The following is a 25,289-nucleotide window of genomic DNA, read 5'->3' as shown; positions in this document are numbered from 1 at the left end:
TGTCGCCGCCATGAGATTCCACATCGTGTGAGAAACCCGCTGCACGTAACCTCTCCGGGCCGTCTGCGCAAGCTGTCGTGCTTGCCACATTGACATTGTCGAACGACGGGCGTTCTGAGGCGAGATGCGATTTGGTCGAAATAAAGCGCCGGCGGCGGATGAATCTGTCGAGGACGGCGCACAAAAGAAGCGGGAGCGGGTGCGGTTGCGGCCGCTCGCTTATCTCTGGCCCTATGCGCTGCGCTATCGCGGGCGCCTCGTCCTTGCCGGCATAGCGATGCTCGCGGCGACGGCCGCGACGCTCGCCGTGCCGCTCGCCGTCCGCCGCATGATCGATTTCGGCTTCGGTCAGGACAACGCCGAGTTTATCGACGCATATTTCGGAATGCTGATCATCGTGGCGGGTGCGCTCGCGGTCGCCTCGGCCGCGCGCTTCTATCTCGTCACCACGCTCGGCGAACGGATTGTCGCCGATATCCGCTCCGACGTGTTCGCGCGCGTGATGGACCTCTCCCCCTCCTTCTTCGACAGGACGCTTTCAGGCGAGATCGTCTCGCGCCTCACCGGCGACACCACACAGATCAAGGCCGCCGTCGGGGCGAGCGCGTCGATCGCGTTGCGCAATTTCCTGATGTTCGTCGGGGCGATGGCGATGATGGTGGTGACGAGCCCCAGCCTGTCGGCGATCACCCTTGCGGTGATCCCGGTTCTGGTGCTGCCCCTCGTCGCGCTCGGTCGGCGCGTGCGCAAGCGCTCCCGCGCCGCGCAGGACACCCTCGCCGGCATCTCCGCCTATGCGACGGAGGCGATCGGCGCGGTCCGCACGCTCCAATCCTTCGGCGCCGAGGGCCGGGCCGCGGAGCGCTATCGCAACGGCGCGCTCCAGGCCTTCGAGATGGCGCGCGGTGCCACCGCGGCGCGCGCGTGCCTCACGGCGATCGTCATCTTCATCGTCTTCTCGGCGATCGTCGCTGTGCTGTGGATGGGCGCGCAGCAGGTGCTGAGCGACGCGCTCACGCCCGGCGCGCTCGGCCAGTTCGTGCTCTATGCGGTGTTCGCCGCCGGCGCGCTCGGCGAGCTCAGCCAGGTTTGGGGCGAGATCGCGCAGACCGCCGGCGCCGCCGAGCGCCTCTCCCTCCTCGCCCGCGAGACGCCGGAGATCGCCTCCCCCGCGAGCCCGCGCGCGCTGCCCGAGCCCCCCGTCGGCAGTGTCGAATTCGACAATGTGACCTTCGCCTATCCGGGCGAGCCGTCCCGCCCGATCCTCCACGGTCTCACCTTCGCGGCCGAGCCCGGCAAGACGATCGCCCTCGTCGGCCCCTCGGGCGCGGGCAAGACGACCGTCTTCCAGCTCATCGGCCGCAACTACGATGTCGGCGCGGGCCATGTCCGCATCGACGGGATCGACGTGCGCGAGACGGAACTCGCCGCGCTGCGCGAGCGGATCGCCCTCGTCCCGCAGGACACGACGATCCTCGCCACATCGATCGCCGAGAATATCCGCATCGCCCGCCCCGCCGCCTCCGACGAGGAGGTCGTCGCGGCCGCTCGTGCGGCGCGCGTCGATCCGTTCGTCGCCGCCCTTCCCGACGGCTATGCGACCGTCGTCGGCGAACGGGGTATCACCCTGTCGGGCGGTCAGCGTCAGCGCATCGCGATCGCGCGCGCGATCCTGAAGGACGCACCGGTGCTCCTTCTCGACGAGGCGACCTCGAGCCTCGATGCCGAGAGCGAGGCTCTGATCCAGGATGCGCTGGAACGGCTGATGGTCGGCCGCACGACGCTCGTCATCGCGCACCGTCTCGCGACGGTGGTGCGGGCCGACCGGATCCTGGTGATGGACGAGGGCCGCATCGTCGAGCAGGGCACGCACGGTGAGCTCGCACGGCGCGAGGGCGTCTATGCGCGCCTCGCGACGCTCCAATTCGGCGACGCGGCACAGGAGAGGATCGCAAGCGCGATGCAATAGGCCGCCGCGCCGACGAATGGCGGGCGTGGCCAGGCGTCAGACAGGCGTCAGGCGCTCAGATGTCTGGCGCTCCGGCGTTTCTGCGTCTTCTGCCGAAGACGGCCCACCAGGAGCGCGATGTTCACGACGGCGAGGATCGCGACGAGCGATCCGAAAGCGGTCACGAGCCATCCAGCATCGAAAGGCATAAGGCGTCGAATTCCCTTACGAGGCGGCCGGCGACCCTCCCGGACCCTTGCTTGCGTACCCTTGCCCGCGCACCGTTGCCCGCATCATGGCGCGCGCTGGTCCCGGCATGGCATGCGGCCCGCCGCGTCATCGCGGAAGGCTGGCCTGGAGGTCGTCGCGGCGAGGAGGCTCCCACGCGGGCCTTGGCCCACGCTGCCCCTCAGGCGGCGATATAGGCGGTGCGGGACGGAACGCCATCATGCGCCGGCGCAAGGCAGAAAGACGCCTCACGCGGCTTGCAACGCGTTCCTCGCGCCCCACGAGCGGGGATCAGCGTTCGGTGAGTTTCAGCTCGATGCGGCGATTGCGCTCGTAAGCCTCGGGCGTCTCGCCCGGATCGAGTGGCCGGAACTCACCGAAACCGGCCGCGACCAGCCGTTCCGGCGGCACGCCCTGGCCAATCAGATATTGCACGACCGAAATCGCGCGGGCGGCCGATAGCTCCCAGTTGCTGCGGAAGCGGCCACCCGAAATCGGCCGCGCATCCGTGTGCCCGTCGACGCGCAAGACCCAGTCGATATCGTCCGGAATCTCGGCGTTGAGCTCGATGAGCTGGGCGGCGAGCTTGCCCATCTCCTCCTGCCCTTCGGGATTGAGGACGTCCGACCCGGTCGGAAACAGCACCTCGGACTGGAAGACGAACCGGTCGCCGACGATCTCGATACCGGAGCGCTGGGCGAGGATCTCGCGCAGGCGGCCGAAAAAGTCCGACCGGAAGCGGTTCAGGATCTGCACCCGCTCGGCGAGCGCGACATTGAGCCGCCGGCCGAGATCGGCGAGCTGCGTCTGACTTTCCCGCCCGCGGGCCTCGGACGCGTCGAGCGCCTCTTCGAGCGCGCCGATCTGCCGGCGCAGGGCGCGGACCTGCTGGTTGAGGAGCGCGACGCGCGACAGGGCGTCGGCGCCGAGTTCCTGCTCGTTCTCGAGCTCGCGGCGGAGGTCCGACATCTCGTCGCCCTGCCCCACTCCGGTCGCGGTCTCGCTGGCGAGGCGGCCCTGGAGTTGGTCGCGCTGGGCCACGAGGTCGTCGAGGCTCGCCCGCATCTGGAGAACCTCGTCGGCCTGCTCGCTGCTGCCGGCGCGCTCCAGCGCGAGAAGCTCGGACAGTTCGGCGATCTGCGCGTTCAGCCGAGCAAGCGCCGTCTCCCGCCCCGACAGCTCCTGGCTGAGGAAGAACTGGGACAGCATGAAGAGCGACAACAGGAAAATGATGACGAGGAGCAGCGTCGCCATCGCGTCGACGAAGCCGGGCCAATAATCGGCACGGGTGTCGCGGCGTCGGGAAACGAGTGGCATCTGTCAGCCCCTCAAGCGCGCTCGTCCTGCTCGAGCGCGTTGTTGAGGCGGACGAGGAGTTCCTCGATCCGTTCGTTCTGCGCGCCCTGCGCTTCGGCCCAGTCGATCAACACCTTCTGTTCGCGCCGTGCGTTCTTCACGATCGCCTGTATCCCCTCGGCCAGCGTCGCGAGGGCTTTGGCCGTCTGCCGGTCGCCGCCGCCGGCCTGGTTCGCGACGATCTCGGCGAGATGGTCGACCGAGCGTTGCAGGTCGATCGTCGCCTGCGCGGCGGTCGCGGCGTCATAGTCGTCCACGATGTCGGTCAGCGTCGAGAGCCAGTCTTCGAGCTCGGTATAAAAGCGGTTCTGCGCCTGCCCCGCCTGAAGGTCGAGAAAGCCGACGATCAGCGAGCCGGTGAGGCCGAACAGCGAGGAGGAAAAGGCCGTGCCCATGCCGACGAGCGGGGCCTGAAGGCCGGCCTTCAGATCCTGGAAGATGACGGCCGAATCGCCAGACGTCACGTCGAGCGAGTTGATGGTCGCCCCGACGGACGAAATCGTCTGCAACAGGCCGTAGAAGGTGCCGAGAAGGCCGAGAAAGACCAGGAGACCGATGAGATAGCGCAGGATGTCCCGCTGCTCGTCGAGCCGGGTGCCGACGGTGTCGAGGATCGTGCGCATGGTGACGGCGCTCATCACCGTCTCCTCCACCCCGTCGCGCAGCAGCGTCGCCATCGGCGCGAGGAGGACCGGCTGACGCCGCTGTGGCGGTGCGCCGACGCGGAAGCGGTTGACCCAGGCGATTTCCCGGAACAGCCGCGTCACCATCACGACGGCGAGGAGGATGCCGATCACCCCGACCGCGATGATCAGGCCGTTGAGGATCGGGTTCGCCATGAACGCTGTCATGACGGTCCCGAACTGCATGAAGATCAGGAACGCCACGAGAATGACGAACAGCACCATCCGCCACAGGTAAACCTGCGGGGTGCTCAGACGGTAAGGATCCTTCTTGCGCGCCATATTCTCACGTGTAGCCGAAGTTCGTTACGGGAGAAACGCCATTGGCTGGCGCGGCGACGCCGAGTGCGCCGCCATCAACACTATAAGACCGATCCAATCTGAACGCCGCCTTAGCGAACGGACCGATCGGCGCCACGTGGACGCTCCGGACCGTCCGCGAAGGGCGGCGCGTCAGCGGATCGCCCGGCCTTCGCTCGCGGCGCGCAGCGTCTTCGTCAGCGCGCGATGCAGAGTTTCGTTGCCGGCGACGACCGACCCCGTGGCGAGCATTCTATCGCTTCCGTCGGGCGCGGTCACGAAGCCGCCCGCCTCGCGCACCAGAACGACCCCGGCCGCGATGTCCCACGGCTTGAGGTCGTGCTCCCAATAGCCGTCATAGCGGCCTGCGGCGACCCAGGCGAGATCGATCGCGGCCGCCCCCGCGCGACGAATGCCGGCGACCCGGCTCATCAGCGGCTGCAACTCCGACAGCGTCTGGACCTGATTGCCGTGGCCGAGAAAGGGCAGCCCCGTCGCGATCAGCGAATCGGCAAGGTCCGTGCGCGCCGCGACGCGAATGCGCCGGTCATTGAGGAAGGCGCCGCCACCCCGCTCGGCGACGAAGAGCTCGTTCATCACCGGGTTGTAGATGACGCCCGCCACCAGCTCGCCCTGCCGCTCGAGCGCGATCGAGACGCAGAAGATCGGCACGCCGTGGAGGAAGTTGCTCGTCCCGTCGAGCGGATCGACGATCCAGCGATGCTGGTCGTCCTCGCCCTTGGTGGAGCCGGACTCCTCCATCAGAAAGCCGTAACCGGGGCGCGCCTTCGACAGCTCGCGATAGACGATCTCCTCGGCGCGCATGTCCGCCTTCGACACGAAATCGGCCGGCCCCTTGCGCGAGACCTGGAGATTTTCCACCTCGCCGAAATCGCGGGCGAGGCTTCGCCCGGCCTTTTCGGCGGCCGCGACCATCACATTGAGTAGGGCCGAACGGGCCATGTCGTCGTCCCCTCTTCAGTCGGCGCGGCGGACGTAGGCGACCTCTTCGGTATCGACCACGATCTTCTCACCCGCGCCGATGAAGGGCGGCACCATGACCTTGACGCCGTTCTCGAGCACCGCCGGCTTGTAGGAGGAGGACGCCGTCTGCCCCTTCACCACGGCATCGGCCTCGGAGATTTCGAGGGTGACGTGCTGGGGAAGGGAAATGCCGATCGGCCTTTCCTCGTACATCTCGACGGTGACCATCATGCCGTCCTGGAGGAAGGCGGCGCGGTCGCCGACAAAGTCCTTCGCGAGCTCGAGCTGCTCGTAGGTCGACGTGTCCATGAACACGAGGTCGTCGCCTTGCTCGTACAGGAACTGGAAGTCCTTCTGCTCGAGGCGGACGCGCTCGACGGTGTCGGCGGAGCGGAAACGCTCGTTGAGCTTGCGCCCGTCGAGGAGGTTCTTGAGTTCCACCTGGGCGAAGGCGCCGCCCTTGCCGGGCTTCACGTGCTGCACCTTGACGGCGGCCCAGAGGGTCCCCTGGTGCTCCAGCACGTTGCCGGGGCGTATTTCGTTGCCGTTGATTTTCATGGCCGAGCTCTAGACATCTGATTGATATGACGTGACCGGAATCCGTGCATGGCACGCGCGCCCGGCGCGGTTCCGCGTGGAAACCACAGGCTGCGGCCGATCGCAAGCGGGGACACCGGCTTCGATTGAGGTGAGCGCTATGTCGTCGATCGGCGAACGTTTGCCAACCCCACCCGCGCCTAGCGGCCGACGGCGACGGTTCAACCGCCGACGAAGGTCGCCGCCCGCCGCCGCGCTTCGGCGACGATATCGGGATCGGCGGTGCCCATGAAGCCGTCCATGAAGAGATCGGACAGGCCGGCCTGCCGCGCGAGGAGATGCCACTTGATGGCCTCGACCGGATCGGGCTTCACCCCGCGGCCATTGGCGAGCAGCCGCGCATAACGGTTCATCGCGACCGGATTGCCCGCGCGGGCGGCCCGGCCGAAATAGCGCGCGCCGACCGCCTCGTCCGGCTCCGCCCCGACGCCGTTGAAGATGCGCAGGGCATAATCGAGCATCGCCGATTTATCGCCCGCCGCCGCGGCCCGGCCATACCAATAGGTCGCCTCCGCCTCGTCCGGCAGCGTCCCCTGCCCCTCTTCGTACATCACCGCGAGCGCGAACTGCGCGGCGACGTCGCCGCCCATCGCCGCCATCCGCATGAACTTGAGCGCCGTTTGCGCATCCGTCGACCGGCCCTCGCCCTTGAGGAGCATCAGCGCGAGGCTGTGCGCCGCGTCGGGGCTTCCGGCGTCGGCGGCCGCCTCGAACACCTCGGCCGCGCGCGCCGAATTCTGCGGCACGCCGCGGCCGGCGAGAAGCATCGCGCCGAGCCGGTTCTGCGCCTGCGCGTTGCCGAGATCGGAGGCGATCGCGTACCAGCCCGCCGCCTTGGCAAAGTCCTGCTCCTGGCCGAGCGCCTCTTCATAGAGGCGGCCGATGAGGGCCGACGCGTCGGGATCGTCGTTCGCCGCGGCGCGCAGGGCGACCTGAAAGGCGGTGCGATAGAGCCCGCGCTGGTAGGCGCCGAAGGCGAAGTCGGCGAGGGACAGCTGTCCCGGCGCGGTACCGGCGGCGGCCAGCATCGAATCGGGGATCGTCACGTCACGCGCCGTTCCGCCGTCGAGACCCATGAACGAACCGGGGACGTCGAGCGCATCGGTCGCGGTGGCGGACTCGTCGGTGCGCGCGCTCGACACGACGACGCCGGGCGCTTCCTGTTGCGGGATCTGCATCGGACGCGAGAGCGGCATCGGCAAGAAGCGGTGCGCCCGATTCTCGGCCTGCTCCAGCATCAGATCGGCGGTTCCGGGCGTCCGCTGCATCAGCGATGGCGGCAACCGGTTGTCATCGGCGGACCGCGGATTACTACCGGGACGCGGATCATCGGGATTGGGACGGGGCAACGGTCCCGTTGCCGGGGTCTCGCCGCCTTGGCGCAGCACACCGGGGAGTGCGGCTTCCTCGGCCGGGGCGGCGATCGGAGGCGTCGATCGCGCGAGGCCCGGCAGGCCCGTTGTCGGTGCGGTCGGTGCCGGTTCGGTCGATGAGGACGCGGCGGATGACGGCTCGGTGCTGGGCGATGCGGCCGGGTTCACCGGCTCTCGCGCAGCCGTCTCGTCGTCCGGCTCTGCGGTCGCCTCGCCAGGCGCACTCGCCGTCGCCGGCGGCGTGGGGTCGGTCTCGGACGTGGTCGCCGCCGCATCCGCCTCGCCGGGCGCAGCGCCGGCGGCCTCGGGGGGCGTGCCGGGCTGCGGCGTCTCGCCGGTCCCGGTCGCTGATGTCGTCTCGGTCGCAGGTGTCAGGGGTTCGGCGTCGGCCCCGTCGGCGTCCTCGATGGGCGCGGCTGCGCCGGCCTCGTCACCGTCCGCGGCATTTGCCGCATCGCGGCTCGGGCCCGCGGGGGTGTCCGCGCCATCGGTCCCGATGGCTTCGGCCGCGGCGTTTTCGGTCACAGGTGTTTCGGCCGCACTCGGAACGGCTTCGGGCGCCCCGGTGACCGCGGTGGGATCCTCCGCGCGATCGTCAGGCTGCGCGGCGGTGTCGCCCTCGCCGGCCGGGTCGGTCGGCGTCGAGGCGGCGGGGTCGGTTGCCTCCGCCTCCGACGCGGCAGCGCCCTCGTCGGCCGTCTCGGCGCTCAACGTTTCGGTCGGATCGGCGGGGGCCGTGTCACGGTTGTCCGCTTCGGCGGGTTCGGCGGCCGGGCCGCTCTCCCCCGGCTCGCCGGCGGTCTGGGCAATCGCCTCGGAAATCGTGCGCGGCGGGCGCGGGTCGGCGCCGGGTTCCGTTTCGGCCGCGGTCGTGGAAGCGGCAGGGCCGGACGACGGCGACGCCCCATCGGTGGATTGCGCCGCGGCGTCCTCGGCCGCGGCGGCGTCCGGCGCGTCGGTGGTGCGAACCGCCTCGGCCGCCTCGGCCGCGGGAAGCGGCGCGAGGGATTGCGTCTCGACGTCGGTGGTTTGGGCGGCAGGCCGCGAATCCGCGCCCGTGCTCTGGCCGAGCGCCGGCGCGACGACGGCACCTTCCGCCGCAATCCCGATCGCGGCGGACATCAGGACCGCCCCGATCCGTCTCACGATGAAGCGAGGCCCTGATCGAGGCGATTGTTGATCATCATGACCCAATCGCCAGGGTCTTCGGCACTCGAAAACACATCCACGGCGATGAACTCCACCTTTGTCGCGATCATCAGATCGATCGCCGCCGCATTACACGGACCTGCCACCACCGCCGGGATTTCGAACACGGCCTGCCACCAGATGCCCAGCTCCACCGCTTCCTCGTCGAGGGTGCGGGTGTTGCCGAACCACAGATAGTCCGCGCCGAGTTCGCCCAAACTCATCGCCTCATGGCGATTGGTGGCGATCGCCCCGATGGTGGCACCTTCCGGGCGTGTGTCAACGGCGGTGGACCGCGCCGCAAGGTCGCCGGCGGCGTGAACCCCGTCGGCACCGTAAGCGAGCGGCCATGGCGGCCGGTCTCCCTCGGCGAAATCATAGCCGAGCAGCGCGGCGGCGCCCGCATTCTGGGTCGCCGCCACGATGGCGCGCAAATGCGTCGCGCCGGCCGGAATGACCAGCGCGGCGACATCCCCGGCCGACAGCGCCTTTTCGATGGCGGCGCTGTCGGCGTCTTGGGGGGCTGAGAGGATCAGTCGCGATCGCAAGGGAGCGTAATCAGGCCGCCTCGCGCTCGTCTTCAGGGCTCCAGAGGCCCATCGCCGCGCGACCGTTCATCTTCGCGCGGTGGGTGAAGGCCGCTTGCGCCGCCGCCACGTTCTCCGCACGCCCCGCCCAGGTCTTGATCGCCGCCTGCTGCAGCGCCCGCCCATAGGAGAAGGTCATCTTCCAGGGGAAGCCGCCGATCTTGTTCATGATCGCGAGGTGCTCGGTCGCGAGCTCGTCGGACTGACCGCCCGACAGGAACGCGATGCCCGGCACCGCCGACGGCACCGTCGCTTTGAGGCAGGCGATGGTCATCTCGGCGACCGTCTCCGGCGAGACCTGCGGCCCCTTCTGACCCGGCACGACCATGTTCGGCTTCAAGATCATGCCCGTGAGATCGACCCGCATGTCATAGAGCGCGTCGAAGACGATCTTGAGCGTCTCCTCCGTCACCTCATAGCAGCGCTCGACCGTGTGGCTGGCGTTCGGCCCGTCCATCAGGACCTCGGGCTCCACGATCGGGACGATGCCGTTCTCCTGGCAGAGCGCGGCATAACGCGCGAGGGCGTGCGCGTTGGCGCGGATGGCGCCCGTCGTCGGCAGCCCCTCGGCGATGTCGATCACGCCGCGCCACTTCGCAAAGCGGGCGCCGAGCTCGTAATATTCCTGGAGCCGCTCGCGCAGACCGTCGAGGCCCGCGGTCACCGATTCGCCGGGGAAGCCGGCGAGCGGCTTGGCGCCCTTGTCGACCTTGATGCCGGGGACGGCACCGGCCGCCTTCATCAGGTCGACGAAGCGGGTGCCGTCCTTCGCGGACTGGCGGATCGTCTCGTCGAACAGGATGACGCCGGAGACATAGTCCCGCATCGCCTCGTCGGAGGTGAAGAGCAACTCGCGATAGGCACGGCGATTCTCTTCGACATTCTCGAGGCCGATTTGATCGAAGCGCTTCTTGATGGTGCCGGTGCTTTCGTCGGCTGCCAGGATCCCCTGACCGTCCTGCACCATCGCATCAGCGATGCCAGCAAGTGTTTCACTCATCCAGGATCTCCTTAGAGGCTTTGCTACGGAAGAACGTTCTAGCGCTCAATGTTCAGCCTTCAAAGCTTCGACACCGGGCAGCGGCTTGCCTTCCATCCATTCGAGGAAGGCGCCACCTGCGGTCGAAAGATAGCTGAAATCGGCACTGACCCCGGCATGGGCGAGCGCGGCGACCGTGTCACCGCCCCCTGCGACCGAAAGAAGTTTGCCCTCGCGGGTGCGCTTTGCCGCATGTTTTGCGAGGGCGACCGTGCCTTTGTCGAACGGCGGAAACTCGAACGCGCCGACCGGCCCGTTCCAAACGAGCGTCGCCGCACCGTTCATCTCGTCGTTGACGAGTTCGACGGTGCGCGAGCCGATATCGAGGATCATCTTGTCGTGGTCGACGCCTTCGTCGACGCCGATGTGCGTCGTTGCGACGCCGGCCTCGAGCTTCTCGGCGATTTCGGCGTCGCGCGGCAGCATGATCGCACAGCCGGAGCGTTCGGCCGCGTCCATGATGCGGCGCGCCGTCCCGGCCTGGTCCGCCTCGTGGAGCGAATGGCCGACATCGACGCCGAGCGCGTGCAAGAAGGTGTTCGCCATCCCCCCGCCGACGACGAGCGCGTCGACCTTGGTCACGAGATTTTCAAGGAGCGCGATCTTCGTCGAGACCTTCGCCCCGCCGACGATCGCCATCACCGGACGTTTCGGATGGCCGAGCGCCTTCTGCAAGGCTTCGAGCTCGGCCTGCATCGAGCGGCCCGCATAGGCCGGCAGGCGATGGGCGAGCCCTTCGGTGGAGGCGTGGGCGCGGTGGGCGGCGGAAAAGGCGTCGTTGACGTAGATGTCGCCATTGGCGGCGAGCGCGTCGGCGAAATCCGGCGCGTTCTTCTCTTCGCCGGCATAAAAGCGGGTGTTCTCGAGGACGAGCACGTCACCATCACCGAGCGCCTTGATCGCGTTGGCGGCATCCTCGCCGATGCAATCGGGCGCGAAGGCGACATTGCGCCCGAGCACCCGCGCGAGCGCCGGAATGACGGGCTCCAGCGACATCGAGGGGTTCTTCTCCCCTTTCGGCCGGCCGAAATGCGCCAGGAGAATCACCTTCGCCCCGCGATCGGACAGATCGAGGATCGTGTCCTTCACCGCTTCGAGGCGCGAGGCGTCGGTGACGCGTCCGTCGGCCATCGGAACGTTGAGATCGACCCGCACGAGGACGCGCTTGCCCTTCGCCGTTCCGAGATCATCGAGGCTCTTGATTGTGCTCACGACGCTATCGCCTTTGTTAGCAGGATCCATTCGGTGGACGCGGTCTCCCAGTCGTCCTGTATCACGGGCGCGCGTTCGATTTCGCGATAGCCGAGCCGCTCATAAAGCCGTCTTGCACCGACATTCGTGTCGGCGACGACGATCGACACCCCATGATGGCCCGCCGCGGCGGCATGGCTCTCGGCGAAATGGATGAGGCGTGCCCCGAACCCGCGGCCACGCGCCCGCGGATAGGTGGCGAGCACGTTGAGATACCACGTGCCCGGCACCTTGTTTTCGAGTTCCTGCAAGGGGCGCAGGACAGGAAGCATGTCGTCTCCGATCGGAACGGGGTCCTCGCCGATCGGATAGCCGGTCATCGCGGCGAGAACGCCCGATCCTTCGTCGACGACGACCGTCTGTCCGGCGGCGGCGCGCTGGGCCTGGCGGTGAGCCCCGATCGTCCAGGGGTTTTCACCAGGCGCGGCGAGCCGTCGCCAGAGATAGAGCGGCAACCCCTCTCCGGCAAAATTCACGAGGTCCGCGAGCGCGGGGCCGTCGGCCTCGGTCGCGAGCCTCAAGGGCGGAAAGAGGTCGGCCCTCACGTCAGATGAACTTCGCCATCGCGACGGCGGTGTCCGCCATGCGGTTGGAGAAGCCCCATTCGTTGTCATACCAGGACATCACGCGGCAGAAATCGTTGTCGAGGACCTTGGTCTGGTCGGTCGCGAAGATGCTCGAATGGGCGTCGTGGTTGAAGTCCATCGAGACGAGCGGATCGTCGGTGATGCCGAGAATGCCCTTCAGCTCGCCCTTGGCGGCTTCCTTGATCGCGGCGTTGATCTCGTCCACCGACGTGGCGCGCGCGGCCTCGAACTTGAAGTCGACCACCGACACGTTCGGGGTCGGCACGCGAACCGAGACGCCGTCGAGCTTGCCGTTCAGCTCCGGCAGCACGAGACCCACGGCACGGGCGGCGCCCGTCGAGGTCGGGATCATGTTCATCGCCGCAGCGCGGGCGCGATAGAGATCCTTGTGCAGCGTGTCGAGCGTCGGCTGGTCGCCGGTATAGGAGTGGATCGTCGTCATGAAGCCGCGTTTGATGCCGAGCGCCTTGTTGAGGACATAGGCGACCGGGGCGAGGCAGTTCGTGGTGCACGAGGCGTTGGAGACGACGAGATCGTCCGCCGTCAGCACGTCGTCGTTGACGCCGAAGACGATCGTCTTGTCGGCGCCCGAGGCCGGCGCGGAGACGAGGACGCGCTTCGAGCCGTTTTCGAGGTGCAGCGCCGCCTTGTCGCGCGCGGTGAAGATGCCCGTGCACTCGAGCGCGATGTCGACGTCTTTCCAGGGGAGCGCCTTGGGATCGCGCTCGGACGTCACCCGGATCGACTTGCCGTTGATGACGATCTTATCCCCGTCGACGCCGACCTCGGCCGGGAAACGGCCGTGCACGCTGTCATAGCGCAAGAGGTGGGCGTTGGTTTCGACCGGACCGAGATCGTTGATCGCGACGACCTCGATATCGGTGCGCCCCGCCTCGACGATCGCGCGCAACACGTTGCGACCGATGCGCCCAAATCCGTTGATTGCAACCTTCACCGCCATACCGGCCTCCCATCAATCTTGCGAGGCCTTTAGCCCCCCGTATCACTTGAGAGCAAGAGCACCTCTTTCAACACCAAAGCCTCGCACCCGCCGCCCCGGTGACACCAAGCACGAAAGGCGCGCGGGCCCTCGTCGTACCGGTGAGGCCCGAACGTTCAGGATCGCGTACGCTTGGAGGGAGCATTGAGAGGAACGAGAACCGCCGCGCTACAAGAAATTATAATTGCGACGCCGACGAGGCGTTCCGATGCCATTTCGCCGCAGCCGGGCTCTCCATCGGACGGCCGCTTACGGGCGGCGATGCCGCCGAACGTTCCGGTTGTCTGGTGAGGGATGGCCGCCGGATGGCGCGAGCGATAGTGCGCTGGCGCTGGCGGTGATCGCCTGTAGCGGCCTAGGCCGGGTCGGAGCGGCGGCCGGGGCGGCCGCACACTATACGAGGCGAAAGATGGGGAAGGTGGGCGAAGCCGCCTCGGCCGTTGGAGGATTCGATCCCGGGACCTACAAAGTAGGTGGGCGCCGTTTGCTCAAGCCCACGGGCCGGAACAGGGACAGCTCCCTTAAGGATCGATAAGGCCCCGGGGATTCAAGTCTCCTATCGAACCGAACAGCAACGCCTGAAGCCAATATAGACGCGACATGCCCCCGCGAAAAGGCGTCCATCGCAATCACACGCGGAATTTTTGTCCCGATCGATGCGCCTAACGCCGCACGAAGGCGAGGCTTACGCCGCCGGCGACGAGGAGCGACCCGCTGATACGCTCGACGAGCTTGACCCGCCCTTGCGTGAGGAGCCTGCCGGCCTTGCCGGCGAGCAGCGCATAGAGGCTGTCGATCAGCGTCGCCACCACCATGAAGATCCCGCCATAGACGATGACCTGCAGCGCGGTGCCGTTCGCACGGTCGACGAACTGGGGGATGAAGGCGCCGAAGAAAAGGAGCGCCTTGGGGTTCGACCAGATCACGATGAACCCTTGAAGCGCATAGCCGAGCGAGGAGCGCGCCGTTCCCTTGGAGCGGGCGACGACGCCGCCCGCGCGCCACAGCTTGATGCCGAGATAGACGAGATAGGCCGCGCCGGCGAGCTTCACGACGAAGAAGGCCTCCCCCATCACCGCCACCACCATGTCGAGGCCGAGCGCGACGACGAGGATCATGGTCGCGAGGCCGGCCTGCGTGCCGGCGACATTCGCCAATCCCGCCGCGGGGCCGGTGCGCAGCGAATTGGCGACGATCATGCTGACCGTGGGGCCCGGCACGGCGACGATCGCGGCCGAGGCGATGAAGAAGGTGAGGATGACGGAGGCGTCGAACATGAGGGCCACTCGATGAAAGGGGGGATCGCGCACCAGGTGCGACTGAGCCCCCCTTTCCGCCGTCCGTCAATCGGCGATGGCGTCGGGCCGTGTTAGTCGGCGATCGTCCAGGTGATCATGACCGTCGCCGACACCGACTGCTCGCCGGTCGCGACCGGCACGGAGGAGGCCATGCGGTTCGCCGCGAACGGACGCGGACCGCCGCCGAAGCCGCCTTCGGTGACGACGGCGATGTCGCCGAGCGTGACGCCGGTCGCCTCGGCGAAGAGCTGCCCCTTGCGCTTGGCGTCCTCGACCGCCGCGCGGCGCGCCTCGTCGGTCACGTCGGTGTCGTCGGCAAAGCCGAAGCTGATGCCGAAAATGCGGTTCGCACCCGATCCGACCACCTTGTCGAGGAGCGCGCCGAGCCCGTCGAGATCGCGGACCTTCACGTTCACCTGGTTGACGACTGCGTAGCCCGAAACCTCGCTACCGCCATCGGCCGAGGCGCGGTCGGTGTAACGCGGCTGCACCGAGATGTCGGACGTTTGAATGTCGCGCGCTTCGATGCCGGTCTCGCCGATCGTGTCGAGGACGGCCTGCGTTTCCGTGTTGTTGTTGGCCATGGCCTCGGCGGCGGTCGGCGCCACCGTCTCGACGCCGATGGTGATCGTCGCGACGTCCGGCGCGGCCGAGGCCGTCCCTTCGCCCGTCACCGTCAGTTGGCGCATCTCGTCCGCATTCGCCGGGGTGAGGGCGAAGACGACGATCAGCGCGGCAGCAGCAACTCTGAACATACCAGTCTCCTTATGGCGTTCCTGATCGGAACGTTTGGGGCTTGCCAGCCCGCGAGTTGGAGGCCAAGAGGTAAGATCGTAGCGCCCGCAGCTCAATCGATCGGAGCCGGTCGCTTCTGACGGGCGCGGCGCCTTTGATTTATCAGGGTAATTTCGCACTCGGCACGTTCCGACGAGAACGGGGGAGTAGCATAATGGTCAATGCCAGTCGCTCATAACGGCTCAGATGGGGGTTCGAATCCCTCCTCCCCTACCAACGAACCGTTGCACATCGATCCACCCGCCCGGCCAACGCCAGCCTGTGGTCAGCCTCTCTCGTCCCCGTCCACCGGGTGCAAGAGCGCGCCGACGGCATGGATCTGGCGGATCGTCAGTCGCACGACAACATCGCTCGTCGGCTCGTCATCGTGGACACTCGCCCGATAGGCGTTGGCCAGCGCCCGCCCGACCAGCGCGGCCACGAGCTCGGCGGTCTGCCGCGCGTCCTCGCCCATCCGCGCCACGAGAAGGTCCGCCAACTGGTCGACGAGGCCCTGAAGCGAATTCGCGAAGACGGCCTGCAGGTTCGTGTCCGTCCTGCACAGCTCCTCGATCCGGCACAGCCGCTCGCGGTCGATGCCGGCATCCGCGACGATCTCGCCGAGCAGCCGCTCGAGATCCGGCAGGAGCGGCTGCCGTGAGGCGCGGAACCAGGAGAAATCGAAGTTCTTGAACCGCAACGGTTCACCCGCCAGAGCCGCCTCCTTGTTCGGAAAATAATTGAAGAAGGTGCGCAGGCTGACGCCCGCCGCATCGGCGATCATCCCGGTCGTGACGTGGCCGAAGCCGTGGGCGAGCGCGAGGCCGAGCGTCGCGTTCTGAATATCGCGTGCGGTCCTGCGGCGCCGGCGCGCGTTGAGAGAGGATGAGGGAGTCGGCTGCGTCATTTCTTCATAATGCGCAAAACTTGCACACTATGCAATTCCATGAAAGGACCGTCCCTCCGGTCCGGCGCCCAGGGACCAACCCGTGTTCGGAGTTCGATCATGACCTTCTTCCGCAATGTCGGCGTGGCCGTCGGCTGGGGCGCGCTCCTCGCCGGGCCATCGGTCGCACTGGCGCAGACGCCGCCGAAAAGTGTCGGCGTCATCGAAATGCGCCTCACCGAGGTCCCGCGGATCGTCACCGTTCCGGGGCGCGCGTCGGCGAACTCGCGGGCGTCGATCCGGCCGCAAGTGAGCGGCCTCGTCACCGAGATCCTGTACCAGCCGGGCACCGCCTTGTCCGAAGGCGATCCGATGTTCCGCATCGACCCGACGACCTACGAGGCCAACCTCACCGACGCGCAGGCGAACCTCGATTCGGCGCGCGCCGCGGTCGCCGCAGCGCAATCGAATTATAACCGCCTCAACCAACTGCGCAGCAGCGCCTCGGTGAGCGAGGCGCAGATCGAGACGGCGCGCACCGAGCTCGAACAGGCACAGGCGAGCGAACTCGCCGCCGGCGCGGCCCTCCGCCTCGCCGAGGCCCAGCTCGCCTGGACCACCATCACCAGCCCGATCGACGGCATGGCGAGCGTCGCCCACGTCTCCGTCGGCGACCTCGTCACCGCCAGCCAGACCGACATGATGGCGACGGTCACGCAGCTCGATCCGATCAACGTCGACGTCTATGGCCCGTCGGTCGGCGTCCTGTCCGTCCTCGAGGACATCGAAGCCGGCCGGCTGACGATCGCCGACGAGATCCACGCGAGCCTCACCCTCGAGACCGGACGAGAATATCAGGCGACGGGCGAATTGGTCGCGCCGGGCTACGAGGTGTCGACCACGACCGGCTCGATCGCGACGCGTTTCCGGTTCGACAACCCCGACCGGCGGCTCCTGCCCGGCATGTTCGTGCGCGCCCGGATCAATGTCGGCGTGGCGAAAGCCTTCCTCGTCTCGCAATCCGCCGCGACCCGCGACCGTATCGGCCAACTCAGCGCCTTCGTGGTGGAGGATGGCAAAGCCGTGCGGCGTGACCTGACCGAACAGGGCACCTATCAGAACAATTGGATCGTCACGGACGGGCTCGCGGACGGCGACCTTCTCGTCGTCGACGGCCTGACCGGCCTTGCGCCGGGCGCCGACGTGAGGACGGTTCCTGTGGCGTTCGACGCGAACGGCGTTCCGCGCCCGGTCGAGCCGGACGCGCCAGCGGATGCTGCCGACACGGATCCCGCCTCCGACACCGGCGCGGCGGAGTAACGTCGCATGGCGCATTTTTTCATCCATCGCCCGGTGTTCGCCTGGGTCATCGCGATCATCACGATGATCGGCGGCATCATCGGGCTGAACACGTTGCCGATCGAGCAATATCCGCAGATCGCGCCGACCACCGTGCGCATCGGCGCGACCTATACCGGCGCCTCGGCGGCGGTCGTCGAAAGCTCCGTCACGACGATCGTCGAGGACGGCATGACCGGCCTCGACGGGCTCCTCTACATCACCTCGGACTCGACGCCGGGCTCGGCCAGCATCTCGCTCGTCTTCGACGACAGCATCGACGCCGATATCGCCCAGGTGCAGGTGCAGAACCGTCTGCAACTCGTCACCCCGCAGCTCCCGGACCTCGTGCAACGCACCGGCGTATCGGTGTCCCGCTCGACGAGCTCGATCCTCCTCGTCGGCGCCCTCACCTCCTCCGACGGCGCGTTCTCCTCGCTACAGCTCGGCGACCTCGTCGCTCAGATCATCGAGGATCCGGTGCAGCGCACGCCGGGCGTCGGCTCGATCAACGTGTTCGGCTCCGGCTACGCGATGCGAATCTGGCTCGATCCGATGCGGATGGTCCAATACGGCGTGACGCCGACGGACGTCACGTCGGCGGTTTCCGAGCAGAACACCAACGTCACCGTCGGCAGCCTCGGCGCTCAGCCCTATCCGCAAGGGCAACGCCTGACGGTGCCGCTGTCGGCGCAATCGCAGCTCTCGACGGTCGAAGGGTTCGAGCAGATCCTTCTGCGGGTCGACGAGGATGGCTCGACCGTCTTTCTCGGCGATGTCGCCGACATCGAGATCGGGCAGGAAAGCTATGGCTCGAACTCGCGCTATAACGGGCAGCCGGCGGCGGGCTTCGCCGTCAACCTCGCGAGCGGCGCGAACGCCGTCGACACATCCGCCGCGGTCCGCGACAGGCTGAACGGGCTCGCATCGTCCCTGCCGGCGGGGGTCGAGATCGTCTATCCGTACGATACGGCGCCGTTCGTCGCCGCCTCGATCGAACAGGTCTACAAGACGCTCGCCGAGGCGGTGCTTCTCGTCTTCCTGGTGATCTTCATCTTCCTGCAGAGCTGGCGGGCGACGATCATTCCGACGGTCGCGATCCCCGTCGTCCTTCTCGGCACGATCGGGGTGCTGGCGATCTTCGGCCTCACGATCAACACGCTCACCATGTTCGCCCTCGTCCTGTCGATCGGACTGCTCGTCGACGATGCGATCGTGGTCGTCGAAAACGCCGAGCGCGTGATGGAGGAAGAGGGGCTCGGCGCCAAGGAGGCGACCGAGAAATCGATGTCCGAGATCGGGTCGGCGCTCGTCGGGATCGTGCTCGTGTTGTGCGCTGTGTTCGCGCCGATGGCCTTCATGGGCGGCTCGACCGGCGTCATCTACCGGCAATTTTCCATCACGATCATCACCGCCATGGTCATCTCACTCGGCTTTGCGATGATCCTGACGCCGGCGATGTGCGCCACCATCTTGAAGGCGCGCAAGCCGGGCGGCGGCATCGCCCCGGTGCGGTGGTTCAATCGAAGCCTCGACGGCGCGACCAAAGGCTATGGCGGCGCCGTCTCCCGCCTCGTCCGGCGGCCTTTGCGGCTCCTTCTGGTCCTCGTCGCGATCTCCGCCGCCGCGTTCATGCTCTATGACCGGGTGCCGGGATCGTTCCTGCCGCAGGAAGATCAGGGCGTTCTCCTCGTCATGGTGGAGACGCCGGAGGGGTCGACGACCGACCAGACGCTGGCCCTCGTCGAGCAGGTCGAGGCCTATCTTCTCGAAGAGGAGAGCGCGACGGTCGATTCCGTGTTCGGGGCGCTCGGCTTCAGCTTCACCGGCTCGGGCCAGAACCAGGCGATGCTCTTCGTGCGGCTCAAGGACTATGCCGACCGCGACGGGCTCGACGCCGCCTCGCTGGTGACCCGCGCCAACACGCACTTCTTCCTGAACAATCGCGGCGGGCAGGTCTTTGTCCTGCTGCCGCCGGCGATCTCCGGGCTCGGAACCTCCGAAGGCTTCACGATGTATCTCGTCGACCAGGCCGGACAAGGACAGGAGGCCCTCGCCGCGGCGGCCGACACCCTCGTCGCCCGTGCGCAGGAAGACGGCCGGGTCATCAATCTGCGCGGCAACGACTCGCCGACGGAATCGGTGCTGCGCCTCGACATCGACCAGCAGAAGGCGGCGGCCTTCGGGCTCTCGATCCCCGAGATCAACGCGATGCTGTCGATCATCTTCTCCGGGCGCGACGTCAACGACTTCACCCTCGGGACCGAGCTGCGTCCGGTGATCGTGCAGGGCGCGGCCGACGCCCGCGCGCAGCCGGAGGACGTCGCGCGCTGGTACGCGCGCAACCAGTCCGATGAGATGGTGTCGTTCGAGGCGTTCTCGTCCCGCGTGTGGGAGCAGGAACCGCAATCCCTCGCGCATTATGGCGGAACGCGCGCGCTGGCGCTGAGCGGCGCGGCGGCGCAGGGCCTTTCCTCCGGGGCGGCGATGGACGCGATGGAGGAAATGGTCGCCGATCTCGATGGCGGGTTCGTCACGGCGTGGACCGGCATTTCCTATCAGGAACGCCTTTCGGGCAACCAGGCCCCTCTCCTGTTCGCCCTGTCCGCCCTCGTCGTCTTCCTCGCCCTCGCCGCGCTCTATGAGAGCTGGACGGTGCCGCTCGCGGTGATGATGACGGTGCCGATCGGGCTTCTCGGCACCCTTGCCGCGGCGATCCTCTTCGACCAGTCGAACGACGTCTACTTCAAGGTCGGCCTCCTGACGATCATCGGCCTCGCGGCGCGGAACGCCATCCTGATCGTCGAGTTCGCGCAGGAGCTGCGGGAGGGCGGAAAGTCGTTGCAGGAGGCGGCTGTCGAAGCCGCGCGGCTTCGCTTCCGTCCGATTCTGATGACGGCCATTTCGTTCATGCTCGGCGTTCTCCCGCTCGCCATCGCGACCGGCGCGGGCGCGAACGCCCAGCAATCGATCGGCATCGGCATTCTCGGCGGCATGACGGCCTCGGTCGTGATCGGCCTCTTCCTGGTGCCGGTCTTCTATGTCGCCGTGCTCGACATCACGCAGCGCGTGCGCCGGCGGTCGGCGCCCGCCGCCGCGTCCGCCGGCGAGACGCCCAAGGCCTGAGGCGAGACGTGGCCGGGGCACCCGCGACGGGTCGCCCCGGCCCCGCACCGCGCCGCCTCGCGGCCGGCGAAAACACGCGGTCCGGAGATCGCAGCCGCTCCTCCGCGAACAGTATAATTCCGGTATAGATCAAGCATTCGCGGCACCACGCGGCGCACGCCCTCCTCCCGTGCGCGCGCCGATAGGGGCGCCGATCCCGTCCCCGTACACCGCGATCGGGACAGGCCGCAGCGCGCCGCGTCCCGGCCATGTCCGTCGCGTCCCCCTTCGAGCGCTCTCAACGGACGCGACGGCGCGGACGGATTAAAGCAGCCGTCTCGGCCGACCCTCGGCGCCCATGATGTCCGCCGGATGACTCCGATTGCCGGACGCGACAATATTGTGTATCCGATCACGAAATCGCGGAACAACTATCGAATACTTCTAAAAATTCGGCACTTTAGAAGTATATTTATTTCAATTCCACCATCCCATCACAGGACCCCTCAGCGTGAAGCCAACACCCTGCGTTGCGATCGTCGCGGCCGGCCTCGTTCTCGCCTCCGGAAGCGCCCAGGCTCAGATCGAATTCAAGGACCATCGCGGCAAGACGATCGTGCTCGACGAACCGGCGAAGTCGGTCGTCACCATCGTGCGGTCGGGGCCGATCCTCTATCGGGCGGTCGATGGCTCCGCCGACCGGATCGCCGCCGTCAACCAGAGCTTCTTCAAGCGCGATTACGTCGCCGGCCTCTATGACGCGCTTTTGCCCGAACTCGGTGACCTCCCCGCGACGGCCGCGATCGAGGGCTTCGTGCCGAACGTCGAGGCGATCCTCGAGCTCGAGCCGGACGCCGTGATCCAGTGGGCGAGCGAAGGCGCCGAGCCGCTGGAACGCGTCGGGCTCAATGTCGTCATCTGGGATTGCTGCACCGCCGAGCAGCGCCGGGATTATGTGACGCTGACCGGCCTCCTCACCGGCAAGGAGGACCGTGCGAAGGCCATTCTCGACCTTCAGGACGCCTCGTCGGCCGCGATGGCGGAGGCGTTCGCGGCGATGCCGGATAGCGCCAAGGTCTCGGCCCTCACCGTCGACCAGCTCGGCGACCAGATCCGCATCATCGCCAACGGGTCACAGGACCTGTCCCTGAGCGGCGTCAGCAATCCGGCCGCCGACGAGACCGGGCAATGGTGGAAGACCATCGATCTCGAGCAGCTCTTCGCCTGGAACCCGGACATGATCCTGATCCCGCCATATGCGCGTGATCTCACGCCGGCCCAGTTCTACGAGCATCCCCTCCTGTCCGGTCTCGACGCGGCGAAGAACAGGCGCGTCTACAAGATCCCCGCCTTCGCCGGCTCGCCGGACGCGCCCGAGATCTTCCTGTCCTCGCCATGGCTGGCGGCGGTCGCGCACGGCCCGGACCGGGTGCCCGATCTGCGCCGGACGGTTCACGACGCCTATGCCGCGATCTACGGCATCGACCTCACGGACGGGCAGATGAACGACGTCCTTTATATGGACCAGAACGCCGACTCCCATGGTTATGGCGCCACATTCCGATAAGGCCGCGCTGCCGGCCGCCGCGGCGCGCAAGCGCCTCGGCGGTGCGGCTCTGCTGCCGCCGCTGCTCCTCGCCCTCCTCCTTGCGACGATGCTCTATTCGGTGACGGTCGGCCGTTACGAGGTCGGGGTGCGCGAGGTGCTCTCGATCCTTTGGAGCCATGTCGTCCCAGGCGCCCAATCGCAGGCGAGCGCCATTGCCGCGACGGTCGTCGAACAGGTGCGCCTCCCGCGCATCCTGGCCGCGGTGCTCATTGGCTTCGGACTCGCGATATCGGGGGCGGCGCTCCAGGGGCTCTTTCGCAATCCGCTGGTCGATCCGGGGATCATCGGCGTCACCGCGGGGGCGGGCTTCGGCGGCACGCTCGCGATTTTGCTCGGCATCTCCGGCTACGGCCTCCTCGCGATCGCCTTCGGTTTCGGCATCGCGAGCGTCGTGGTGGTCAAATATCTCGCCACCGTCGGCGGGCGGACCTCGCTTCTGATGCTGGTGCTGGCGGGCGTCGTGGTCTCCGCCTTCTTCGCGGCGGCCATCTCGATCGCCAAATTGCTCGCCGACCCGTTCCAGAAATTGCCGGCGATCACCTATTGGCTGATGGGAAGCATCGCCTCCAACGACTATGGCGACGTCGCCCTCCTCGCCGTCGCGATCGTCCCCTCGGCGGCGGTCGTCTATCTCCTGCGCTACCAGATCAACATCATGTCCCTCGGCGAGGAACGGGCCCAGGCGCTCGGGACGCCGATCGCAACGGTCCGATGGACGATCCTCTTGGCGAGCGCCTTCATCTCGGCCGGTGTCGTCGCGACGAGCGGCATCATCGGCTGGGTGGGGCTCGTGATGCCCCATGTCGCCCGCGCGTTCGTCGGCGCCGATCACGGCCGCGTTCTGCCCGTCGCGGGTCTCATCGGTGCGATTTATCTCCTCCTCGTCGACAATGTCGCCCGCACCGCGACGACGGCGGAAATTCCGCTCGGCATCATCACCGCGCTGATCGGGGTGCCGGTGTTCGCCGTGATCCTGCGGCGGCTGCATTCGCATGGCGGGTGGCGCGGTGATTGAGGTCGAGGATCTCGGCGTCCGTCGCGGCGGGCGGTTGATCATCGAGCGCTGCACCATCGCCGTGCCGCGGGGTGGGATCCTTGCCGTGCTGGGCGCCAACGGCGTCGGGAAGACGACATTGCTGATGACGCTGACCGGTGTTCTGAAACCGGAGATCGGCCGCCTCCGCGTCGACGGGCGGACCGGCTACGTGCCGCAGCTCTACGACGTCGCCTTTTCCTATTCCGCGATGGACATCGCCTTGATGGGCCGGGCGCGCCATGTCGGCCTGTTCGGCGCGCCGCGCCAGCGCGACTACGCCATCGTGCGCCGCTATTTCCGCCTGATGGGCATCGACGATCTCGAGGAGCGGACCTTCAACACCCTCAGCGGCGGTCAACGTCAGCTCGTCGTGATCGCGCAAGCGCTCGCCTCGGAATGCGATGTCCTCATCCTCGACGAGCCGTGCGCCGCGCTGGACTACAAGAACCAGCGCATCGTGATCGACCTTCTGGCCCGCCTCAGCCGCGAGCACGGCCTGACGGTCGTCTTCACCACCCACGCCCCGCAGCACGCCGTGGAGATCGCGAGCGAGGTGCTGTTGATGTACCCCGCCGGGCCCGCGCTCGGGGGCGCGCGGGAAGACGTCCTCAACGCGGGCAATCTCAGCAGCCTCTACGATGTCCCGATCGGGCGCGCCGATTTCGTTGGAAGCGACCGCTTCACCTACGCGCCCCTTTATGGCGATGGCACGGAGGCGGCGCGATGAGCCCGCGCATCGCCTTCCTTCATGGCGGCAACAACGCCCAGCTTCGCAGCTTCGAGGATTTCTCGCATTCCATCGACGACCTGATCTATCTCGGCGACCTGCCGCGGTGCGACCTCCGGCAGTATGCCGCCGTCATCGTGCCCGACGCGATGGACAGCGTGCGCATCGCCGAGCACGCCCGCCAGCTCAACGACTATGCCCGCGGCGGCGGCTTCCTCATCGTCTTTTTCCAGGGCGAGGCCGATTGGATCGATGTCGTCGATCTCGAGTGGCGGCCGAGCCTCATCCGGGACTGGCTGTGGTGGACGAAAGGCGGAAGCGTCGAGATCCATCAGAACGAGCCGCGTCATCCGATCTGCGAGGACATTCCGCTGCCCGCGATGACCTGGCACTGGGGCGGGGCCTATGTTCCGCCTCCCGGAGCGGTACCGATCCTGTCCCTTTGCGACGGCACGGGATCGCTTTTCCTCGATATCGCGATACCCGGCGGCGGCAGGCTCATGGTCGCAACGCTCGACCCGCACCTCCACAATGGGCAGCGCTTCATGCCGTCGGCGACGCGCTTCCTCCAGGGCTTTTATCCGTGGCTCAATCGCGAGCTCGGGATCGCGCGCCCAGCCGCGAACCGCGTCACCTATCTCCAATGCGTTCACACGCTCGACAATTGGGATCCGGTGACGACCACCGAGAGTCTCGCGGAGGCGGGCTTCACCATCCGCACCCATCCGCATCTCGACATCGACGCGGCGGTCCTCGAGGCGACCGACATCCTTTATCTGCCCTCCAATTATGACGAGTACGCCCTCGCCGCGAAGCGCGACCTCATCCTCGCCTATCTCGCCCGCGGCGGTTCGATGATCATCTGCGGCGAGCCGCACACGCCGTTCCTGCCCTTCCTCTCCCGGTTCCAGGCCGTCCCGGCGCGGCCGTTCGCCAACCTCAAGGTGCGCGTGCGTGACGACCGCGCCGGGTTCTTCGCCGGGATGCCGGAGGATTTCGACGCTTGGCAAGGCGTCGTCGGCCAGTATGCGCGCGGGTGGAGCGCGATGCCCGGCGGCGCGATCCAGCTCACCGACGTCGGCCCGGCGGACGATCCGAAGCCCGCCGATTGGCTGTGGCGATATCCGACCGAGACGTGCACCGGCGGGTTCGTCCTCATGCACAATGGCGACAATCTGATCCGCTATCCCGACCATGGCCCGGCGAAGGACCGGCTCGTCCGCGACATCTGCCTCGGCTTGCGGGCGTTGATGATGGGGCAGACCGTCATCTGACGGCCTCACTCTCGACATCCTCACCATCGAGAGGAACGCGGGCCGTGATCGATGCGTCGAAACCGGGTCCGGACCACGCCATTTGATCGCGCGACGCGCGAGGCGGCGCTATCACGGGAGC

The 25,289-nt window shown here is 67.4% G+C and carries 20 protein-coding genes, 1 tRNA gene and 1 other RNA gene; 8 read left to right on the top strand and 14 right to left on the bottom strand.

The window, feature by feature from the left end; translation table 11 throughout:
- Nucleotides 1-124: 124 nt before the first annotated feature.
- Nucleotides 125-1,969 (top strand): ABC transporter transmembrane domain-containing protein, encoded by a 1,845-nt coding sequence (locus L1787_RS04960; RefSeq protein WP_235707429.1) that lies wholly within the window; start codon nt 125-127, stop codon nt 1,967-1,969.
- Between the two features lie 498 nt (nt 1,970-2,467).
- Here the strand turns inward: L1787_RS04960 and L1787_RS04955 are convergent, their stop codons facing one another.
- The 13 genes from L1787_RS04955 to L1787_RS04895 form a co-directional block, all read right to left on the bottom strand.
- Nucleotides 2,468-3,493, bottom strand: coding sequence for a peptidoglycan -binding protein (locus L1787_RS04955; protein ID WP_235707428.1), 1,026 nt, complete (start codon nt 3,491-3,493; stop codon nt 2,468-2,470).
- Between the two features lie 11 nt (nt 3,494-3,504).
- A complete protein-coding gene (locus L1787_RS04950) occupies nt 3,505-4,497 on the bottom strand; it encodes a flagellar motor protein MotA (RefSeq protein WP_235707427.1) in 993 nt (330 codons plus the stop codon).
- A 171-nt stretch (nt 4,498-4,668) separates the two neighbouring features.
- The gene (locus tag L1787_RS04945; RefSeq protein WP_235707426.1) at nt 4,669-5,478 is read right to left on the bottom strand and encodes an inositol monophosphatase family protein; all 810 of its coding nucleotides are present in this window, start codon (nt 5,476-5,478) and stop codon (nt 4,669-4,671) included.
- 15 nt (nt 5,479-5,493) lie between these two features.
- Nucleotides 5,494-6,057, bottom strand: a complete 564-nt coding sequence (gene efp, locus L1787_RS04940; protein ID WP_235707425.1) for an elongation factor P — start codon at nt 6,055-6,057, stop codon at nt 5,494-5,496.
- Nucleotides 6,058-6,257: 200 nt separating this feature from the next.
- Complete coding sequence (locus L1787_RS04935) at nt 6,258-8,591, bottom strand: tetratricopeptide repeat protein (protein WP_235707424.1); 2,334 nt, start codon at nt 8,589-8,591, stop codon at nt 6,258-6,260.
- Between the two features lie 20 nt (nt 8,592-8,611).
- Complete coding sequence (locus L1787_RS04930; RefSeq protein WP_235707423.1) at nt 8,612-9,205, bottom strand: thiamine phosphate synthase; 594 nt, start codon at nt 9,203-9,205, stop codon at nt 8,612-8,614.
- A 10-nt stretch (nt 9,206-9,215) separates the two neighbouring features.
- A complete protein-coding gene (locus L1787_RS04925; protein WP_235707422.1) occupies nt 9,216-10,244 on the bottom strand; it encodes a class I fructose-bisphosphate aldolase in 1,029 nt (342 codons plus the stop codon).
- A gap of 45 nt (nt 10,245-10,289) precedes the next feature.
- Complete coding sequence (locus L1787_RS04920) at nt 10,290-11,495, bottom strand: phosphoglycerate kinase (protein ID WP_235707421.1); 1,206 nt, start codon at nt 11,493-11,495, stop codon at nt 10,290-10,292.
- A complete protein-coding gene (locus L1787_RS04915) occupies nt 11,492-12,079 on the bottom strand; it encodes a GNAT family N-acetyltransferase (protein WP_235707420.1) in 588 nt (195 codons plus the stop codon). The genes L1787_RS04920 and L1787_RS04915 overlap by 4 nt, the downstream gene beginning before the upstream one ends.
- A 1-nt stretch (nt 12,080) precedes the next feature.
- Entirely contained in the window at nt 12,081-13,082 is a 1,002-nt protein-coding gene (gap, locus tag L1787_RS04910; protein ID WP_235707419.1) for a type I glyceraldehyde-3-phosphate dehydrogenase, read from the bottom strand.
- Nucleotides 13,083-13,542: 460 nt separating this feature from the next.
- Nucleotides 13,543-13,699, bottom strand: a non-coding RNA gene (gene ssrS / locus L1787_RS04905) — 6S RNA.
- A gap of 84 nt (nt 13,700-13,783) precedes the next feature.
- Nucleotides 13,784-14,398, bottom strand: a complete 615-nt coding sequence (locus L1787_RS04900; RefSeq protein WP_235707418.1) for a LysE family translocator — start codon at nt 14,396-14,398, stop codon at nt 13,784-13,786.
- 92 nt (nt 14,399-14,490) lie between these two features.
- Complete coding sequence (locus tag L1787_RS04895) at nt 14,491-15,174, bottom strand: SIMPL domain-containing protein (RefSeq protein WP_235707417.1); 684 nt, start codon at nt 15,172-15,174, stop codon at nt 14,491-14,493.
- 180 nt (nt 15,175-15,354) lie between these two features.
- Here L1787_RS04895 and L1787_RS04890 point away from each other — a divergent pair.
- Nucleotides 15,355-15,430: transfer RNA gene (locus tag L1787_RS04890), tRNA-Ile, on the top strand.
- A 49-nt stretch (nt 15,431-15,479) separates the two neighbouring features.
- Here the strand turns inward: L1787_RS04890 and L1787_RS04885 are convergent.
- Entirely contained in the window at nt 15,480-16,100 is a 621-nt protein-coding gene (locus tag L1787_RS04885) for a TetR/AcrR family transcriptional regulator (protein WP_235707416.1), read from the bottom strand.
- Between the two features lie 99 nt (nt 16,101-16,199).
- On the opposite strand from L1787_RS04885, the gene L1787_RS04880 reads away from it, so the two are divergent.
- The 6 genes from L1787_RS04880 to L1787_RS04855 all read left to right on the top strand — a co-directional run bounded on the left by L1787_RS04880 (nt 16,200) and on the right by L1787_RS04855 (nt 25,168).
- Nucleotides 16,200-17,399 (top strand): efflux RND transporter periplasmic adaptor subunit, encoded by a 1,200-nt coding sequence (locus L1787_RS04880; protein ID WP_235707415.1) that lies wholly within the window; start codon nt 16,200-16,202, stop codon nt 17,397-17,399.
- 6 nt (nt 17,400-17,405) lie between these two features.
- A complete protein-coding gene (locus tag L1787_RS04875) occupies nt 17,406-20,543 on the top strand; it encodes an efflux RND transporter permease subunit (RefSeq protein ID WP_235707414.1) in 3,138 nt (1,045 codons plus the stop codon).
- A gap of 490 nt (nt 20,544-21,033) precedes the next feature.
- Complete coding sequence (locus L1787_RS04870) at nt 21,034-22,089, top strand: ABC transporter substrate-binding protein (RefSeq protein ID WP_235707413.1); 1,056 nt, start codon at nt 21,034-21,036, stop codon at nt 22,087-22,089.
- Nucleotides 22,070-23,146, top strand: a complete 1,077-nt coding sequence (locus L1787_RS04865) for a FecCD family ABC transporter permease (protein ID WP_235707412.1) — start codon at nt 22,070-22,072, stop codon at nt 23,144-23,146. Before L1787_RS04870 ends, L1787_RS04865 begins: the two co-directional genes overlap by 20 nt.
- Entirely contained in the window at nt 23,139-23,894 is a 756-nt protein-coding gene (locus L1787_RS04860) for an ABC transporter ATP-binding protein (RefSeq protein ID WP_235707411.1), read from the top strand. Before L1787_RS04865 ends, L1787_RS04860 begins: the two co-directional genes overlap by 8 nt.
- Nucleotides 23,891-25,168, top strand: a complete 1,278-nt coding sequence (locus L1787_RS04855; protein WP_235707410.1) for a hypothetical protein — start codon at nt 23,891-23,893, stop codon at nt 25,166-25,168. The genes L1787_RS04860 and L1787_RS04855 overlap by 4 nt, the downstream gene beginning before the upstream one ends.
- Nucleotides 25,169-25,289 lie beyond the last annotated feature (121 nt).

Source organism: Acuticoccus kalidii (assembly GCF_021556395.1).
GTDB lineage: Bacteria > Pseudomonadota > Alphaproteobacteria > Rhizobiales > Amorphaceae > Acuticoccus > Acuticoccus kalidii.
Note: the sequence above shows the minus strand (reverse complement) of the source record. Positions and strands in the feature narration are given on the sequence as shown.

What these genes read in the sequence shown, in the direction of transcription:
- L1787_RS04955 (WP_235707428.1), bottom strand. Translation starts at nt 3,493, where the DNA reads ATGCCACTCGTTTCCCGACGCCGCGACACCCGTGCCGATTATTGGCCC.
- L1787_RS04880 (WP_235707415.1), top strand. Translation starts at nt 16,200, where the DNA reads ATGACCTTCTTCCGCAATGTCGGCGTGGCCGTCGGCTGGGGCGCGCTC.
- gap (WP_235707419.1), bottom strand. Translation starts at nt 13,082, where the DNA reads ATGGCGGTGAAGGTTGCAATCAACGGATTTGGGCGCATCGGTCGCAAC.
- L1787_RS04875 (WP_235707414.1), top strand. Translation starts at nt 17,406, where the DNA reads ATGGCGCATTTTTTCATCCATCGCCCGGTGTTCGCCTGGGTCATCGCG.
- efp (WP_235707425.1), bottom strand. Translation starts at nt 6,057, where the DNA reads ATGAAAATCAACGGCAACGAAATACGCCCCGGCAACGTGCTGGAGCAC.
- L1787_RS04925 (WP_235707422.1), bottom strand. Translation starts at nt 10,244, where the DNA reads ATGAGTGAAACACTTGCTGGCATCGCTGATGCGATGGTGCAGGACGGT.
- L1787_RS04885 (WP_235707416.1), bottom strand. Translation starts at nt 16,100, where the DNA reads ATGACGCAGCCGACTCCCTCATCCTCTCTCAACGCGCGCCGGCGCCGC.
- L1787_RS04855 (WP_235707410.1), top strand. Translation starts at nt 23,891, where the DNA reads ATGAGCCCGCGCATCGCCTTCCTTCATGGCGGCAACAACGCCCAGCTT.
- L1787_RS04865 (WP_235707412.1), top strand. Translation starts at nt 22,070, where the DNA reads ATGGCGCCACATTCCGATAAGGCCGCGCTGCCGGCCGCCGCGGCGCGC.
- L1787_RS04950 (WP_235707427.1), bottom strand. Translation starts at nt 4,497, where the DNA reads ATGGCGCGCAAGAAGGATCCTTACCGTCTGAGCACCCCGCAGGTTTAC.
- L1787_RS04900 (WP_235707418.1), bottom strand. Translation starts at nt 14,398, where the DNA reads ATGTTCGACGCCTCCGTCATCCTCACCTTCTTCATCGCCTCGGCCGCG.
- L1787_RS04935 (WP_235707424.1), bottom strand. Translation starts at nt 8,591, where the DNA reads ATGTCCGCCGCGATCGGGATTGCGGCGGAAGGTGCCGTCGTCGCGCCG.
- L1787_RS04960 (WP_235707429.1), top strand. Translation starts at nt 125, where the DNA reads ATGCGATTTGGTCGAAATAAAGCGCCGGCGGCGGATGAATCTGTCGAG.
- L1787_RS04895 (WP_235707417.1), bottom strand. Translation starts at nt 15,174, where the DNA reads ATGTTCAGAGTTGCTGCTGCCGCGCTGATCGTCGTCTTCGCCCTCACC.
- L1787_RS04945 (WP_235707426.1), bottom strand. Translation starts at nt 5,478, where the DNA reads ATGGCCCGTTCGGCCCTACTCAATGTGATGGTCGCGGCCGCCGAAAAG.